This is a genomic window from Streptomyces sp. 5-10 (genome assembly GCF_014712245.1).
GTDB classification, from domain to species: Bacteria; Actinomycetota; Actinomycetes; order Streptomycetales; family Streptomycetaceae; genus Streptomyces; species Streptomyces violaceusniger.
The window spans coordinates 1-16,045 of record NZ_JACVYG010000098.1; the positions used below are offsets into that span (position 1 = coordinate 1).

The window sequence follows — 16,045 nt, forward strand, 5'->3', positions numbered from 1 at the left end:
GGGCCGGGCGCCCGAGGATCCGCGGCCGGCGCTGCCCACGGCCGCCCGCAGCAGGCTGGCGCTGCTGCTCGCCGACCGTTCGGCGCCGGGGCGCGGCGGTTCGCGCTCCGCGCCCGACCTCGCCGAACTGCTGCCGCAATGGCTCGCGCTGGCCAACCACCACGGCTATCGCGTGCCGGACGCGCTGCTTCCGGCGCTGCTCGACGCGGCCCGCGCCCGCACCGATCTGCGGGCCGAGGCGCTGACGCTCGGCGGGCCGCGCGCACTGTGGCTGGCCCGGCTGAACCCGGACTGGAAGTTCGCGCTGCGGGGCGCGGCGGGCCGGGCGTCCGCATCGCTCCCGGAGCCGTCCGGGGCGGCCGCCGCACCGGAGGAGGAACAGCGGCTGTGGGAGGAGGGGCTGTTCGCCGAGCGGGTGTCGCTGCTGGCGGCGGCCCGTCACCGCGACCCGGCGGCGGGGCTGGCGCTGCTCAGCGGCACCTGGTCGACCGAGCGGGCCGAGGACCGGCTGATGTTCCTGGACTCGCTGCGCGACGACCTCTCCCCGTCCGATGAGCCGTTCCTCGAACAGGCGCTGTCCGACCGCAGCCGGAACGTCCGCGCGACCGCCGCCGAACTGCTCTCCGCGCTCCCCGGCTCGGCGCTCGCCGCGCGCATGGCCGAGCGGTCGCGGGGCTGTGTGTCACTGACCGAGGACGTGCCGACCGCCGATGGGCTGACCGCTGATCGGCTGACCGCCGAGGGGTCGGCCGACGACGGGCTGACCGCCGACGGGCTGACCGCCGACGAGCTGACCGACGACGGGCTGACGGCCGCCGAACGGACACCTCGGATCACCGTCCGCCCGCCGGACGAGTGCGACAGCGGAATGCAGCGCGACGGCATCGTGCCCAAGCCGCCCTCCGGCCGGGGGGAACGGTCCTGGTGGCTGGGTCAGTTGGTGGAGGCGACCCCGCTGGACCGCTGGACCGAGTGGTTCGGCGGACGCGGTCCCGCCGAGATCGTGGCACTGCCCGTCGCGGACGGCTGGCAGGCGGATCTGCACGCGGCCTGGTGCCGGGCCGCGGTGCGGCAGCGCAGCGCCGAGTGGTGCCGGGCGCTGCTCGGTACCCCGGCGGTCGCGCCGGTCACCGCCGGGGAGGCGGCCCCCGCCGCCTGGCGCGACCCGGCGAAGCTGCTCTCCGCGCTGCCCGCCGGGGAACGGGCGGAGTGGGTCGCCGAGTTCATCGCCTCCCACGGGCTGTCCGACGCCTTCCGGCTCCTCGGGGTGTGCGCGGTGCCCTGGGCCGAGCCCCTNGTTCATCGCCTCCCACGGGCTGTCCGACGCCTTCCGGCTCCTCGGGGTGTGCGCGGTGCCCTGGGCCGAGCCCCTGGGCCGGGCCGTCGTCGACGCCCTGGACATCGCGCGCGACGCGGGCAGCTACCCCTGGAGCTTCAGCGGCGTCATGGGCCTGGCCGAGCGCTGCCTGGACCCGACCCAGGCAGACCGCCTCGAAGTGCTGACGGCGATACCGGACGAGAGGGAGGGGGCGGCGCCAGGCGCCGGTGGCTATTGGGCAGAGGCATTCCAACGCCTGGTGGGCACCCTCCGCCTGAGGGCGGCGATGCGAGCGGAGCTCGACCCGGCCTGACCCGGACCGGCCTCCGGCTCGTGGGGTGCCGGGGCGTGTTCGGGGCCGGTTGGTCCGGCGTCCGGACGTCCGCCCCCACGGCGCTGGCGGAGCGACGGGCTCCGGGACCGCGGATGCTCTGGGCTCCGGGGCCGTGGATGCCCTGGGCTCCGACCGTGCCCCGGCCCCCGGCCTGGCTCAGGGCCCGGGTCTGGCTCAGGGCCCGGGTCTCAGACCCGGGGCGAGGGCACTGCGACAGGCCCTCGGGGCGAGAGCGGTGCGGCGGGTCAGGCGGCTACCGGGCGGACGTTTTCGCGGACCCAGTCGACGATGGCTGTCGTGGTCGCGCCCGGGGTGAAGATCTCGGCGACGCCCTGCTCCTTGAGCGGGGGGATGTCCGCCTCGGGGATGATCCCGCCGCCAAAGACCTTGATGTCCTCCGCGTCGCGCTCCCGCAGCAGCTCCAGCACCTTGGCGAACAGGGTCATATGGGCACCGGACAGGATGGACAGCCCGATCGCGTCGGCGTCCTCCTGGATCGCGGTGTCAACGATCTGCTCGGGGGTCTGGTGGAGCCCGGTGTAGATGACCTCCATGCCCGCGTCGCGCAGTGCCCGCGCGATCACCTTCGCACCCCGGTCATGGCCGTCCAGCCCCGGCTTGGCCACCACCACACGGATCGGACCGGTCACACCCATCGCAGCCTCCAAGCCGTCACACGCTCGCCCTCATCGACGTGAACGAACGTTATCCCCAGCATCCCCTACCCGGCAGTTTCGCGGCGCACAGCGAGGGGGAAATCACACGTGGGACACGTTCGCTGAAGGCCGCACCCGCACACGCATCCGCATCCGCGCACACCGCGCATCGCACACTGCGCATCCGCCATCGCGCATCCGCCGCGCGGACGCCGCACATGCTCGGGCCGGCCACATCAGGGGAGCCGCAGCGGGGACCGTCGCACCGCGCAGCGCCGCCGCGAGTCGCATGGCGCCGCGGTGCGACGGGCGGTCCTGCGTCAAGGAGGGCACTCGGGAGGTCTGCACCCGTACCGGCCACGGCCCGGTGGATGTCATCGGGCACAGCCTGGGCGGTCTGATCGCCCGTCGAGCTACTACGTCCAGCGCCTCGGTGGGGACGGACGCCCGCGTCCACACCCTGGTGACGCTCGGCACCCCGCACGGCGGCACCCTCCTATCGCGCCCCTGTTGTCCGCACATCCGCTCGTGCGTCAGATGTGCCCGGACTCCTCGGCGATAACGGAGTTGCGGCAGCCTGCCCCCGATTGCCGTACGCGTTTCATCGCTTTCTGGAGCGATGCGGATCAGTTGATGATCCCGAAGGAGACGGCCCGGATAGACCATCCGGATGTGATCTCCCAGAACATCCACGTCAACGGAATCGGACATCTCGCCCTGGCGGTGCATTTCTCCGTGGCCGCCCGCATCCACGAGGCCCTGGACGCCGCCGACGAGGCGCCGGCGGGCGCCTCTGGCCCGGTTCCCGGTGGTTCAGAAGCCCCGGAATTGCCGAACGTCAATCGAACATCCGGCCAAGGAAGCACGTACAGTCAGCCGAAAGACGGCCAAATGCCCTTTGCCGAGATGCTCAAAACTCACGGAAGATTGTCGCTGCCGCGTACCGCCGGGTACAGTCGCCGCTAATTCTCCTGCAGCCGAGGCGAAAGAGAAGTTGGTGGTGAACGACCGTCACCCGTCGGGGGCCTCTCCGACCGTCCCCGCTCCCGACGCCTCGTATCCGTACGACGAGGCCTACGGTCAGCGGCAGGACACAGCGCACGGCTACGTCGGGTACGACGGGTACTCCACCGGCAGCTTCGCCCACCTGGCCACCGCCTACGGGGACGGTGACCCGCTCTACGGCGACGGCGACCCGCTCTTCGGCACGCTTCCGGGCGCGTACGACGGCGGACAGGGCGCCCACAGCGGTCAGTACGACGCCTCGCAGTGGGCCACGGCCGACCAGCACCACCAGACCGGGGCATACGCCACCGGCCACTACGACCCGGGCCACGAGACGGGCCACCACGACACCGGCCACTACGACACGGCCCATTACGACTCCGGCGCCTACGACACCACCGCGATGTGGGCCGCCTCCGGTTATCACCTGCCGACCGGCATCCCCGCCCAGCAGGACGCCGAGACCGGCGCCCAGTGGGACATCGGCGCCTGGGACACGGGCGCCACCGGCCACACCGAGCTGCCGGATCAGTGGGACCACGGCGCGGGGTACGAGGCCGAGGCGTACGCCTCGGGCGTGGACACCGGTCAGACCCAGGTCTGGGACACCTCCGTCTACGGGACCGTGGACGAGGCGCAGTACGACCAGGCGGGGCTGAGCCATCCGGGACTGAACCATCCGGGGTTCGACCAGCACGGACTCGACCAGCACGGACTCGACCAGCAGGGGCTCGACCAGCACTCCGGCTTCGATCGGACAGGCCTCGACCAGCCCGAGCACGAGCCCAACGCCTTCGATCAGACGGCCGTCTTCGAGCCGAACGCCGTTGACCAGACCGCCGCGTTCGAGCGGGCCGTCATCCCCGAGCAGCCCGGCGCGTTCGAGCACACCGCCGTCTTCGACCCGGTCAACGAGCCCGACCAGCCGTGCGACCCCGGCCCCGAAGCGGAACCTGAACCCGAGGCGGCGGTCATGCGGGAATCCGCCCCCTCCCCTCGCCGGGAGGTGAACCGCGGCCGCCGCCGTACCCCCTCGCCCCGCCCCAAGCGCTCCGCGCTCCTCACCGTCGCCGTCCCCTCCGTCTGCGCCCTGGGCGTCACCGCCGTGGCCGCCGCCTCGGTCAGCGGCGTGGGGAGCGACAAGAAGGACGAGTCCACCACTCAGGCCGCCCCTGACACCGCGGCGGCCCCCGTGAAGCCCTCCGTCGCCAACAGCAAGCTGGACTCCCAGCTCGCCGGGGTCCGCGAGGGCGCCGACGACTTCCGCGACCGCGCCAGCCGCACCCAGGAGCGGATCGACCTCCAGGCGCGCCAGGCCGCCGAGAAGAAGCGCAAGGAGGCGGAGGCGGCGCGCAAGGAGGCGCTGCGCCCGAAGTTCGCGCTGCCCGTCGCCCAGCACGGCCTGAGCGCCATGTTCGGCCAGGCCGGTATCAACTGGATGTCGGTGCACACCGGCATCGACTTCCCGGTGAGCTACGGGACGCCCGTGATGGCCGCCACCGACGGCACCGTAAGGGCGCAGTGGAACGACGCCTACGGCAATATGGTCATTCTGACCAGCCCGGACGGCACGGAGACCTGGTACTGCCACCTCAGCAGCGCCAAGATCCGCTCCGGGACCGTCAAGGCCGGGGAGACCATCGCGTACTCCGGGAACTCCGGTAACTCCACCGGCCCGCATCTGCACTTCGAGGTCCATCCCGGCGGTGGCGCGGCCGTCGACCCGCTGCCCTGGCTGCGCGGCCACGGCCTCGACCCGAACTGACCGGGCCGGGACGGGCCGGGCCGGGCCTTCCAGCTGACCGGGCCGGGCCTTCCAGCCCAGTCCCAGCCCACGCCGGCCGCCGCCAGCCCAGCCCCCCGCTACAGCTTCTCCACCGGTGCGTACCGCAGCAGCAGCCGCTTCGGCTTCTCGTCGCCGAAGTCGATCGTCGCCTCCGCGTTGTCCCCGCTGCCCTTGACCGCCACCACCGTGCCGAGCCCGAACGAGTCATGGGTGACCCGGTCGCCGATGGCCAGGGCGACCACCGGGCGCTCCTTGGCCCGCCGGGTGGCGAACCCGCTGCCCCCGGTGCGCGCACGCGACGTCGACAGACCGGACGAAAGGCCCGACGGCGGGGTCGAGGCGATGCCGCCCATGGACGCCGACGGGGTGGTGGGCCCGGTGCGCCGCCAGCGCACGTACTGGTCCGGGATCTCCTCCAGGAAGCGGGACGGCGGGTTGTACGCGGGCTGTCCCCAGGCGCTGCGCATCGTCGAGCGGGTCAGATAGAGCCGCTCGCGGGCCCGGGTGATCCCCACATAGGCCAGCCGCCGCTCCTCCTCCAGCTCCTTGGTCTGGCCGAGCGCCCGCATATGCGGGAAGACGCCGTCCTCCATGCCGCTGAGGAAGACGACCGGGAACTCCAGGCCCTTCGCCGTGTGCAGGGTCATCAGCGTGATCACGCCGGAGCCCTCGGTGTCCTCGTCCGGGATCTGGTCGGAGTCGGCGACGAGCGCGACCTGTTCCAGGAAGTCCGCGAGGGTGCCGGGGTTCTCCTCGCCGCGGTCCTGCTCGAACTCCAGGGCCACGGCCGCGAGCTCCTGGAGGTTCTCGATCCGGGTCTCGTCCTGCGGATCGGTGGACGCCTGGAGCTCGGCCAGATAGCCGGTGCGCTCCAGCACCGCCTCCAGGACGGTGGCCGGGCCCGCCCCGGACTCCACGATGGTGTGCAGCTCCTCCATGAGCGTGTTGAACCGCTTGACGGCGTTGGCCGAGCGGGCCGCCATGCCGTACGCCTCGTCGACCCGGCGCAGCGCCTGCGGGAAGGTGATCTTCTCGCGCAGCGACAGCGCGTCGATCATGGCCTCCGCGCGCTCCCCGATGCCGCGCTTGGGCACGTTCAGGATCCGGCGGAGCGGGACGGAGTCCTCGGGGTTGGCCAGCACCCGCAGATAGGCGAGGACGTCCCGGACCTCCTTGCGCTCGTAGAAGCGCACACCGCCGACGACCTTGTACGGCAGCCCGACGCGGATGAAGACCTCTTCGAAGACACGGGACTGGGCGTTGGTGCGGTAGAAGACCGCCACGTCCCCGGCCTTGGCGTCGCCCGCGTCCGTCAGCCGGTCGATCTCGTCGGCGACGAACTGGGCCTCGTCGTGCTCGGTGTCGGCCACATAGCCGGTGATCTCGGTCCCGGCGCCGGCCTGCGTCCACAGGTTCTTCGGGCGGCGGTTCTCATTGCGCTCGATGACCGCGTTGGCCGCGCTGAGGATGGTCTGGGTCGAGCGGTAGTTCTGCTCGAGGAGGATCGTCCGCGCGGTGGGGTAGTCCTCCTCGAACTGGAGGATGTTACGGATCGTGGCGCCCCGGAAGGCGTAGATCGACTGGTCGGCGTCGCCCACCACGCACAGCTCGGCGGCCGTGGTCTCCTCGGTGTCGGTGCCCACCAGCTCGCGCACGAGTGTGTACTGCGCGTGGTTGGTGTCCTGGTACTCGTCCACCAGGACGTGCCGGAAGCGGCGGCGGTAGTGCTCGGCGACGTCCGGGAACGCCTGGAGCAGATTGACCGTGGTCATGATGATGTCGTCGAAGTCCAGCGCGTTGGCCTCGCGCAGCCGCGCCTGGTACATCACATACGCCTCGGCCAGCGTCTTCTCGAAACCGTCCGCCGCCTGCCCCGCGAAGGTCTCCTCGTCGATCAGCTCGTTCTTGAGGTTGGAGATCTTGGCACTGAAGGACTTCGGCGGGAACCGCTTGGGGTCGAGGTCCAGATCCCGGCAGACCAGCGACATCAGCCGCTTGGAGTCGGCCGCGTCGTAGATCGAGAACGACGAGGTGAAGCCCAGCTTCTTCGACTCCCGGCGCAGGATGCGAACGCAGGCGCTGTGGAAGGTGGACACCCACATGGCGTTGGCCCGCGGGCCGACGAGCTCCTCGACGCGCTCCTTCATCTCGCCCGCCGCCTTGTTGGTGAAGGTGATGGCGAGGATCTGGCCGGGGTGGGTGGAGCGGGCGCCGAGCAGATAGGCGATGCGGTGGGTGAGCACCCGGGTCTTGCCGGAGCCGGCGCCCGCGACGATCAGCAGCGGGGAGCCGGTGTGCTCCACGGCGGCCCTCTGCTGCTCGTTCAACCCCTCGAGCAGGGCGGACGGGTCCACGGCGGGGCGGGCCGCGCCGTCCCGGTAGTGGGCCTCCCGGGGCACGGGCGCGTCGAAATCGCCGCTGAAGAGGTGATGCGGCACATCCTCGGCACCGCCGTGGCCAGGGTGCGCCGAATCCTCGGGCGGCGGTGGCCGCTCCTCGTCCGAAGGAGGCCCGAGGTCCGCCAGGAAGCTGTCGTCAAAGAGGCTGCTCATCGCTCCCCGAGTCTAGGCCGCCCCACTGACAGCCGACGTCCGAACATCACGAAACGGTTTCGGGCAAAACGGCCACCAGTCTTCACAGGAGCCCCACGTGTTGGCTACCGTCCTGCGTCAGGCGGCCCGGAAGATCCGTCGGCGAACCACGTCGGCACGGGCGGCCTCCGCCGAGTCCGGTACCGCCGTGAGGCGCCCGGAGCCGGGGACCCGCCCTCCTAGCCCCCCTTCAGGGAGGAGGGGCCCACGCAACACCGGGGTGAATCGGCCCGACCGGTGTGGCACGCGAGTGCCGCCCGGACACGGCCGTAGGGCAACCTTCCGAACCGCCCGAACCCGACAGCTAACCCGGTAGGCGGTCCACGGAAGGAGTCGCCTCCCTTGGCGTCGCACCGCAAGCCGCGGAACCGCATACCCGCCCCGCTCACCGGTCACGGCCGCCGTACGGCCGTCGGGTTCACCACGGCCGCCCTCGCATCCGTCACCCTCCTCTCCCAGTCGGCCAACGCCGCGCCCACCGATCCCAAGCCGGCCGCCCAGTCGATCGAGAAGGTGAAAGAGAAGGTCGACACCCTCTACCACCAGGCGGAGGCCGCCACCCAGCGCTACAACGCCGCCAAGGAGCGCACCGACCAGCAGCGGGCCAAGGTCGACAAGCTGCTGGACTCCGTCGCCCAGCGCACCGAGAAGCTCAACGAGGCGCGGCGCATGCTCGGCCAGTACGCCGCCGCCCAGTACCGCGACGGCGGAATGGCCCGCTCCGCCGCGACCCTGCTGTTCTCCAACGATCCGCAGGACGTCTTCGACCAGTCGCATCTGATGGACCGGATGACCGGCCGGCAGAAGCAGGCCGTCGACGACTTCCAGAAGCAGCGGGCGCAGGCCGCCAAGGAGCGCGGTAAGGCCGGCGAGAGCCTTGCCTCGCTGACCGCGTCGCAGAAGCAGCTGAAGATCCAGAGGAAGACCGTCCAGGACAAGCTGACCGAGGCGCGGCGGCTGCTGGCGAATCTGACCGCCAAGGAGAAGGCGCGGCTGGCGGCGATCGAGAAGAAGAAGGCGGAAGAGGCCCGCCGTAAGGCCGCCGAGCTGGCCGAGAAGCAGCGGCAGGAGGCGGCCGCGCGCAAGAAGCGGCAGGAACAGCAGCAGGAGCAGCAGAACGCGGGTGGCTCCGGTTCGACGGCGCCCTCCACGCCCTCGGCCCCGGCGGGCAGCTCCAAGGCGGCCCAGGCCATCGCCTTCGCCAAGGCACAGCTCGGCAAGCCGTACGTCTGGGGCGCGACCGGGCCCAGCTCCTTCGACTGCTCGGGGCTGACGCAGGCGGCCTGGAAGTCCGCCGGGATCTCGCTGCCGCGCACCACCTGGGACCAGGTGAAGGCCGGTACGCGCGTCTCGACGTCCCAACTCCAGCCGGGCGATCTCGTCTTCTTCTACGACGACATCAGCCATGTCGGCCTCTATATCGGCGACGGGATGATGATCCACGCGCCGAAGCCGGGCGATGTGGTGAAGAAGGCGCCGATCACGGAGATGCCGATCTACGGGAGCGTGCGGCCCTCGTAGGCCCCCTGTCCTGACGTGCCGCCGCCCCGGGGCCCAGCCCGGGGCGGCGGCGCCGTCAGCTCCACAGCGGCGTCCTCAGCACCTCAGCGGCGCCGTCAGCGCCACAGCGGCGTCCTCAGCGACACCGCCATCGGCTCACGTGCCGGGCTTGCGCCCGTAGACGTACACGTCGTCGCCGTTCTTCAGCAGGCTCCAGTACTTCTTGGCGTCGCCCTTACGCATGTTGACGCAGCCGTGGGAGCCGGGCGGGGACCATACGCTGCCGGCGATCGAGTGAAACGCCTGGCCGCCGTCGAAGAACTGGCTGTAGGGCATGGCGACCTTGTAGAGCGTCGACCAGTGGTTGATGTCCCGCCAGTAGATCCTCTTCAGCCCGGTGCGGGTCTCGAAGCCGTTTCGCCCGGACCGCACCGGCACCGGCCCGTAGACCAGCCGGGAGCCGTCCTGGACCCAGCTCAGCTGCCGGGTGAGGTCCACGCAGGCGATGCGGCCCTTGTTGGTGGGGCACTTCTTCGCCGCGTTGGGATTGTGCCCGGCGGCCTTCTGGGCGCCGATGAGGTTCATCACGCCCGAGGTGATCGGGCCCGCGTAGCCGATCGTCGGGCTGATGCCGTGGTCGATCTGGAACTTCTGGATCGCGAGACAGTCCGCCCGCGACTGCCGCCCGTCCACGGGACGGCCCAGGAACCGCTCGGCCTGCTTCTGGTACGGCCCAGCGGTGGTCGTGCACGAGGACGCGGCCGTGCTCACCGGTGTCACCGTTCCGGCCGACCTGCCCAGCGGCCGTGCCTGCGCCTGCGCCGGACCGGCGACGGCGACCGCGAGCGGCACCGCCATCCCCGCCAGCCCCAGCGCCACACCCACGCGCCGCCTATGACGTCTGACTGCCCCCACTACCCCCATTGGCCACTCCTCTCGACTGCCTCGCTCTTTACTAAGACAGCTCGCGAGTGCAAACGGTTGCCTCGGGATCGTGTCGCAATTTCCTTGGGTTACCCCCAGAACATTCGTTCGTCAGGTCCACAGCACGGCGATGAAGATGTTTGCCGTTGTCAAGGCACCCACCGCGCCGAAGGCGGCCGACTCTACCTTCTCCTCGTCGCGCTTCACATACACCAGGCCGAGGATCACGACCAATAGCGCCAGCTTTACGCCGATTTTGACGGTGTTGACGCTGTTGTCGTCCGCCTGGTTGAGCCCGACCAGCGCCACACCGGTCACCAGCATGGTCAGCGCGCCGTGCAGCATCGCCGGGATCATCCGGGCCTCGCCCGCGCGCATGGCTTTGAGCTGCGAGAAGAAGCCGCCGAGCAGCGCGCCGATGCCGACGATGTGGAGGCCGACGAACACGTGAATGAGTACGTCCATGGCTCCGGAGACTAGCCGCGCACATATCATCACCCGGCACCCGGGTGGACCCCTATCGCCGCTTCGATCACGGCCGCCCCACACTGCCGACCACCCCACTCGCCGGGCGATCAGCAGCCGTCACGGAACCGATGAAATCCGTGCACTCCCGTTCAATCCCCCGCACGACCCCTCTTCCCGGCCTAGCTTCCTCCTCCAGGTGGCAGTCCGCTCCCGTCAACCGAGGGTCCCCGCCTCACGGCGGACTGCCACCTGCCCGCCCGTTCCCCACAAGGGTCCAGGATCTGCCGAATGTCCTGGATTGCCCGAACTGGATTGCCCAAGAAAGACCAGGTGAACCGCCGCAGTGGCGTCGCACAGGAAGCCCAAGCAGCGCTCGCTCACCAGCGGCACCATCCGCGCGGCCGCGCTCCTCGCCCTCACCGGCGCCGCGTCCGCCACCCTCCTCGACGGCACCGGGCACGCCGAGAACCGCCTCACCCCCGCTCAGGTGAAGGCGAAGGTCGATGAGTACCAGCGGGAGGCCGAGGAGGCCACCGAGAAGTACAACGGCGCGAGGGAGAAGGCCGACAAGGCCCGCCTGAGGCTGGAGGCGCTGCGCGACCAGGCCGCCCGCCGCACCACCCGGCTCAACACCGCGCGCAACGCCCTCGGGGCCTTCGCCACCGCCCAGTACCGCTCGGGGACGATCGCCCCGGCCCTCCAGCTCGCCCTGTCCTCCTCCCCCGACCAGTACCTGGAGCGCGCCTCGCTCGCCGAGCGCGCGGGGAGCCGCCAGGCCGCCCTGATCGCCACGATCGGCCGACAGGAGCGGAAATTACGCCAGGTCCGCGGCGAGGCGGCCGACCGCCTCGCCGCTCTGCGCGCCTCCCGGACGGCCGCCGCCCACCACAAGCGGACCGTCCAGGAGAAGCTCGCCGCCGCCGATCGCCTACTCGCCCGGCTGACCCTCGAGCAGCGGCAGCGCCTGCTGGCGGCGCGGGACGCCGACAAGGCCGCCGGCTCCCTCGCCCCCGTCGCGGGCCGCGCCGCCCGTGCCGTCTCCTACGCGTACGCGGCCCTCGGCAAGCCGTACGTCTGGGGCGCCACCGGCCCCCACGGCTACGACTGCTCGGGGCTCACCCAGGCCGCCTGGCGCGCCGCCGGGGTCGCCCTGCCCCGCACCACCTACACCCAGATCAACGCCGGACAGCGCGTCACCCGCGACCAACTGGCCCCCGGGGACCTGGTCTTCTTCTACTCCGGCATCAGCCATGTCGGCCTCTACATCGGGGGCGGCCGCATGATCCACGCCCCGCACCCCGGGGCCCCGGTCCGCATGGCCTCCGTGGGGGACATGCCCTTCGCGGGGGCGGCCCGCCCGGCGTAGCGGTCCCGGACGGCCGCCCGCCCGGCGTAACGGTCCCCCCGACCCCCTCCGTCGTGCTGTCGGGGTACGGCCCGGTGGGCCGGGCCTACGCCGAGCGTCTGGTCGGCGGCACGCTGCCGCTGCGGCTCGCCGCCGTACGCGCCAGCGCGGCCGAGGGGCTGCCGCCGGAGCCGCGTCACGGTGAGCGGCGGCCGTTCCAGCCCCCTGGGCGCGGCGCTCGCCATGGTCAAGGACACGCTGGACGTGGCGGGGCCGGTGGGTTCCGGGTTCGCGTGAGCGGCGATCTGTCGGCGGGGTGCGAGAAGGGGCGACGGCGACCTGTCGGCGGGGGGCGAGAAGGGGCGACGGCGGTCTGTCGGCGGGGGCCGGGGGATGACGGCGGTCTGTCGGCGGGGCGTCGGTGGCGACCGTAAGGCTGACACGCGTTCAGCGTCAGCCCCATGGGCCCGCCCCGCCCCCGCCCCCGCCCTCACCACCGCAAGGAGCCCCCGCATGCCTTCCGCAACCCCGACCGAATCCTCGGCCGAATCCCCGACCGAGCGGTGGGACGTCCATAGCCTTCCGCGAGCCGACGGAAAGACCTTCCTGGTGACCGGAGGCAACGCGGGGATCGGATACTTCGTCGCCGAACAGCTCGCCGGTACGGGAGCCACCGTCGTTCTCGGCAGCCGCGACCCGGGCAGGGCGGACGCCGCCGTGGCCTCGATCCGCTCCCGGGTCCCCGGCGCCCGGGTGCGTCACATCCGGCTGGACCTCGCCGATCTCCCGTCGCTCGAAGCCTCCGCGGAGGCGCTGGGGTTGGACCGTCTGGACGCGGTCGTCCACAACGCCGGGGTGAAGTTCGACGAGCCGCCGCGCCGTGAGACCGGGGACGGCCATGAGGCGATGTTCGGCATCAACCACCTCGGGCACTTCGCGCTGACCCACTGGCTGGCACCTCTGCTCGCGGCCGCCCCCGAGGGCCGTGTCATCACTACGGGCAGCTTCGCGGCCATGTCCGAGCGGCTGGACCTGGACGACCTCGAGAGCACCCGCGGCTACGAGCCCGAGCGCACCTACGGGCGCTCGAAACTGGCCCAGATGCTCTTCGGTTTCGAACTCGACCGGCGGCTGAGGACGGTCGGCAGCACGGTGCGGAGCGTGGTCACCCACCCCGGCGGCGCGCTCGACTCCCTCACCCCCTCCCGCCCACCCCTGCACGTCCGCACACCCGCCGAACGGCTGCGCGGCCTGCCCGCCGGAATCCTCGTCCAGGGCAAGGACGCGGCCGCCTGGCCCGCCGTACGAGCGGTCCTCGACCCGTCCATCACCGGCGGCGAACTCTGGACCCCCCGCCACTTCGCCCTCCGCGGCACCCCCCGTCGTCGGCCCGTCCGAGGTCACCTGGCCGACACGGAAGTCGCGGCCCACCTGTGGTCGGCAAGCCGCGACCTGACGGGGCTCGAGCCGCGGTTCGGCCCGGCATGAGGCCCACCGATCCGGACGCGTAGTCCTACGTCACCGGATCGGGTGGTTCATCCGCCGGGGCGGGTCGTCTCCCCACCGGCACCACCGGCGTTCTCAGGCCCGGAGGCCGCCGTCCACCCGGAGGACCGTGCCGGTCACATACGAGGCGCGGTCGCTGAGGAGCCAGGCCGCGGCCTGGGCGATCTCGGCCGGGTCGGCGGCGCGGCGCAGCGGGGTGTGGGTGGTGATCCGCTCGACGACGCCGGGGGATGCCTCCTCCCATTCGCGGATCATCTCGGTGAGCGTGCTACCGGGCGCGATGGCGTTGACGCGGATGCCCTCCGGGCCGTACGTGACGGCGGCGGACTCGGTGAGGCTGTTGACGGCGCGCTTCATGGCGCCGTAGGCGGGGAGTTCGGGGTTGCCCATGAGGCTGCCGACGCTGGAGTTGTTGACGATGGCGCCCGTTCCGGCGGTGGCGCGGATGGCCGCGACCTCGGCGTTCATGGCCAGCCAGGGGCCACGGAGGTTGACGGCGTAGACATGGTCGAAGTCGGCCTCCGGCAGCTGGTCCATCGGGCCCGGCTGCTGGATCGTCGCGCCGTTGTTGAAGGCCACGTCGAGCCGGCCGTACAGCTCCACGGCCCGGTCGACGGCGGCGCGGACGCTCGCCGCGTCGGCCAGGTCGCACACCACGTGATCCGCGGTGCCGCCGGCCGCCCTGATCTCCTCGGTGACCGTCTTGAGCTGGGCCTCCGTACGGGCCGCCAGCAGCACTCGGGCGCCCTCGCGGGCGAAGAGGCGCGCCGCGGCGGCGCCGATGCCGCGCCCGGCGCCGGTGATGAAGGCGACCTTGCCGGCCAGCAGGCCGGCGGTCGCGGAAAGGGGTGAGGTGTCGAGGGGGGTGGTGTTCGGTGTGTCGTTCATGTCCCCGAGGCTGCTGTGGACGCCGGAGCTCAACCAGGCACCGGCTGTACCTGGCTGAGCCCCCGGCCGTCCACGCACACTGAAAGGCGTGGACAGACGAGAGCTGGCGGCCTTCCTGCGCAGCCGACGTGAGCGGATCACGCCCGCCGATGTGGGACTGCCCGCCGGGACGCGGCGCCGCACCCCGGGGCTGCGGCGCGAGGAGGTGGCGCAGCTGGCGTTCATCTCGACCGAGTACTACACGCGGCTGGAGCAGGCCCGCGCCCCGCGCCCGTCCCGCGAGGTGCTGACCGGGCTGGCCCGCGCCCTGCGGCTGGGCGACACCGAGCGCGATCATCTGCACCATCTGGCGGGCGCCCCGCCGGGCCCGCCGGCCGGGCCCTCGCGCGAGGTGCGGCCGAGCATCGCGAACCTGCTGCGGCGGCTGCCGAACGCGGCGGCGATCGTGCTCTCCGCGACGTACGAGGTGATCGCCTGGAACGATCTGGCCGCCGCCCTCATGGAGGACTTCTCCGCCCTCTCGCGCCGCGACCGCAACTTCGTCCGCCGCGCCTTCCTCGGGCCGCACCGGGACGGGCGGAGGCTGTACGGGGTGTCGGACGTGGACGAGTTCGCCCGGACCGCGGCCGAGGGGCTGCGCGCCGCGGCCGCCCGCTACCCCGACGACCCCGAGGTGACCGAGCTGGTGGCCGAGCTGCGCTCGGGCAGCGAGGAGTTCGCCCGGCTGTGGGACTCCCACGATGTGTCCGCCCGGCCCACCCTGTGCAAGACGCTGCACCATCCGCTCGTCGGACCGATCGCCGTCAACTGCGATGTACTGGACATCGCCGACCGGGATCAGCGGGTGATCATCTACACCGCCGACCCCGGCTCACCGGCCGAGGAGGCGCTGCGGCTGCTGTCGGTCGTCGGCACGCAGCGGATGGGGGTGCCGGGCTGAGCCGCCGCGCCGTCCGGCCCGTTCCGGTTCCCGGGCACAGGCTCAGACCAGGCGGCGGGCCGTCGCCCAGCGGGTCAGCTCATGCCGGTTGGAGAGCTGGAGCTTGCGGAGCACCGCCGAGACATGGCTCTCGACCGTCTTCACCGAGATGAACAGCTGCTTGGCGATCTCCTTGTAGGCGTAGCCGCGCGCGATCAGGCGCAGCACCTCGCGCTCGCGCTGGGTGAGCCGGTCCAGGTCCTCGTCCACCGGTGGGGCGTCGGTGGAGGCGAAGGCGTCGAGGACGAAACCGGCGAGGCGCGGGGAGAAGACCGCGTCGCCCTCGGAGACCCGGAAGATCGCGTCCACGAGGTCGGTGCCGGTGATGGTCTTGGTCACATAGCCGCGGGCGCCGCCGCGGATCACGCCGATGACGTCCTCGGCCGCGTCCGAGACGGACAGCGCGAGGAAGCGCACCGGGCGGTCCTGGTCGGCCATCAGCGAGGCGCTGCGGCGCAGCACCTCGACGCCGCCCCCGCCGGGGAGGTGGACGTCGAGCAGCACGACCTCGGGGCGGGTCGCGGTGATCACGGTCACGGCCTGGTCGACGTCGGCCGCCTCGCCGACCACCTCGACACCGGTCCGGGCCGTCTCCCCGATCTCGGCCTGCACCCCGGTGCGGAACATGCGGTGGTCGTCCACGAGCACGACCCGCACCCGCCGCGCCGCCGCGGCATCCTCCGCCCCGGAGCCCCCGGCGCCCGCCGGACCGGGCGCGGCCCCCGCCGGACCGGACGCGGCCCCC

Annotated in this window: 13 protein-coding genes, 1 pseudogene and 1 riboswitch; of the genes and pseudogenes, 8 read left to right on the forward strand and 6 right to left on the reverse strand. The window is 72.1% G+C overall.

The annotated features are described in order from the left end of the window. A pseudogene (locus IEJ02_RS46250) lies at positions 1-1,631 on the forward strand (DUF5691 domain-containing protein); the annotation flags it as partial. Positions 1,632-1,897: 266 nt separating this feature from the next. Here the strand turns inward: IEJ02_RS46250 and icmB are convergent. Next, a complete protein-coding gene (gene icmB / locus IEJ02_RS46255) occupies positions 1,898-2,308 on the reverse strand; it encodes a coenzyme B12-dependent isobutyryl CoA mutase small subunit (RefSeq protein WP_137978381.1) in 411 nt (136 codons plus the stop codon). A 289-nt stretch (positions 2,309-2,597) separates the two neighbouring features. Between icmB and IEJ02_RS51270 the strand changes: the two genes are divergently transcribed. Genes IEJ02_RS51270 through IEJ02_RS46265 form a run of 3 tightly spaced genes read left to right on the forward strand, consistent with a single transcriptional unit; the run spans position 2,598 to position 5,078 of the window. After that, complete coding sequence (locus IEJ02_RS51270) at positions 2,598-2,870, forward strand: esterase/lipase family protein (protein WP_370467254.1); 273 nt, start codon at positions 2,598-2,600, stop codon at positions 2,868-2,870. Then, complete coding sequence (locus IEJ02_RS51275; RefSeq protein WP_370467256.1) at positions 2,819-3,274, forward strand: hypothetical protein; 456 nt, start codon at positions 2,819-2,821, stop codon at positions 3,272-3,274. Before IEJ02_RS51270 ends, IEJ02_RS51275 begins: the two co-directional genes overlap by 52 nt. A gap of 31 nt (positions 3,275-3,305) precedes the next feature. Next, a complete protein-coding gene (locus tag IEJ02_RS46265; RefSeq protein WP_498067135.1) occupies positions 3,306-5,078 on the forward strand; it encodes a M23 family metallopeptidase in 1,773 nt (590 codons plus the stop codon). A gap of 98 nt (positions 5,079-5,176) precedes the next feature. On the opposite strand, the gene pcrA is transcribed toward IEJ02_RS46265, so the two are convergent. Continuing rightward, entirely contained in the window at positions 5,177-7,651 is a 2,475-nt protein-coding gene (gene pcrA / locus IEJ02_RS46270; RefSeq protein ID WP_191070278.1) for a DNA helicase PcrA, read from the reverse strand. Between the two features lie 173 nt (positions 7,652-7,824). After that, positions 7,825-8,024: riboswitch (cyclic di-AMP (ydaO/yuaA leader) on the forward strand. An 8-nt stretch (positions 8,025-8,032) separates the two neighbouring features. On the opposite strand from pcrA, the gene IEJ02_RS46275 reads away from it, so the two are divergent. After that, entirely contained in the window at positions 8,033-9,211 is a 1,179-nt protein-coding gene (locus tag IEJ02_RS46275; protein ID WP_191070279.1) for a C40 family peptidase, read from the forward strand. A 135-nt stretch (positions 9,212-9,346) separates the two neighbouring features. Here the strand turns inward: IEJ02_RS46275 and IEJ02_RS46280 are convergent, their stop codons facing one another. Both IEJ02_RS46280 and IEJ02_RS46285 read right to left on the reverse strand, forming a co-directional pair. After that, on the reverse strand, positions 9,347-10,114 hold the full coding sequence (locus tag IEJ02_RS46280) for a L,D-transpeptidase (protein WP_137978382.1): 768 nt from the start codon (positions 10,112-10,114) through the stop codon (positions 9,347-9,349). A 111-nt stretch (positions 10,115-10,225) separates the two neighbouring features. After that, on the reverse strand, positions 10,226-10,579 hold the full coding sequence (locus IEJ02_RS46285; protein ID WP_137978383.1) for a hypothetical protein: 354 nt from the start codon (positions 10,577-10,579) through the stop codon (positions 10,226-10,228). Positions 10,580-10,925: 346 nt separating this feature from the next. On the opposite strand from IEJ02_RS46285, the gene IEJ02_RS46290 reads away from it, so the two are divergent. Together IEJ02_RS46290 and IEJ02_RS46295 are read left to right on the forward strand one after the other, a co-directional pair. Beyond that, positions 10,926-11,948 (forward strand): C40 family peptidase, encoded by a 1,023-nt coding sequence (locus IEJ02_RS46290; RefSeq protein WP_191070280.1) that lies wholly within the window; start codon positions 10,926-10,928, stop codon positions 11,946-11,948. A 492-nt stretch (positions 11,949-12,440) separates the two neighbouring features. Beyond that, positions 12,441-13,415 (forward strand): SDR family NAD(P)-dependent oxidoreductase, encoded by a 975-nt coding sequence (locus IEJ02_RS46295; RefSeq protein ID WP_191070281.1) that lies wholly within the window; start codon positions 12,441-12,443, stop codon positions 13,413-13,415. Between the two features lie 93 nt (positions 13,416-13,508). Here the strand turns inward: IEJ02_RS46295 and IEJ02_RS46300 are convergent, their stop codons facing one another. Next, on the reverse strand, positions 13,509-14,321 hold the full coding sequence (locus tag IEJ02_RS46300; protein WP_191070282.1) for an SDR family NAD(P)-dependent oxidoreductase: 813 nt from the start codon (positions 14,319-14,321) through the stop codon (positions 13,509-13,511). An 88-nt stretch (positions 14,322-14,409) separates the two neighbouring features. Here IEJ02_RS46300 and IEJ02_RS46305 point away from each other — a divergent pair, with 88 nt between their 5' ends. Then, the gene (locus IEJ02_RS46305) at positions 14,410-15,261 is read left to right on the forward strand and encodes a helix-turn-helix transcriptional regulator (protein WP_191070283.1); all 852 of its coding nucleotides are present in this window, start codon (positions 14,410-14,412) and stop codon (positions 15,259-15,261) included. Positions 15,262-15,303: 42 nt separating this feature from the next. Here the strand turns inward: IEJ02_RS46305 and IEJ02_RS46310 are convergent. Continuing rightward, the coding region (locus IEJ02_RS46310; protein WP_370467255.1) for a LuxR C-terminal-related transcriptional regulator at positions 15,304-16,045 on the reverse strand (742 nt) is incomplete at its 5' end.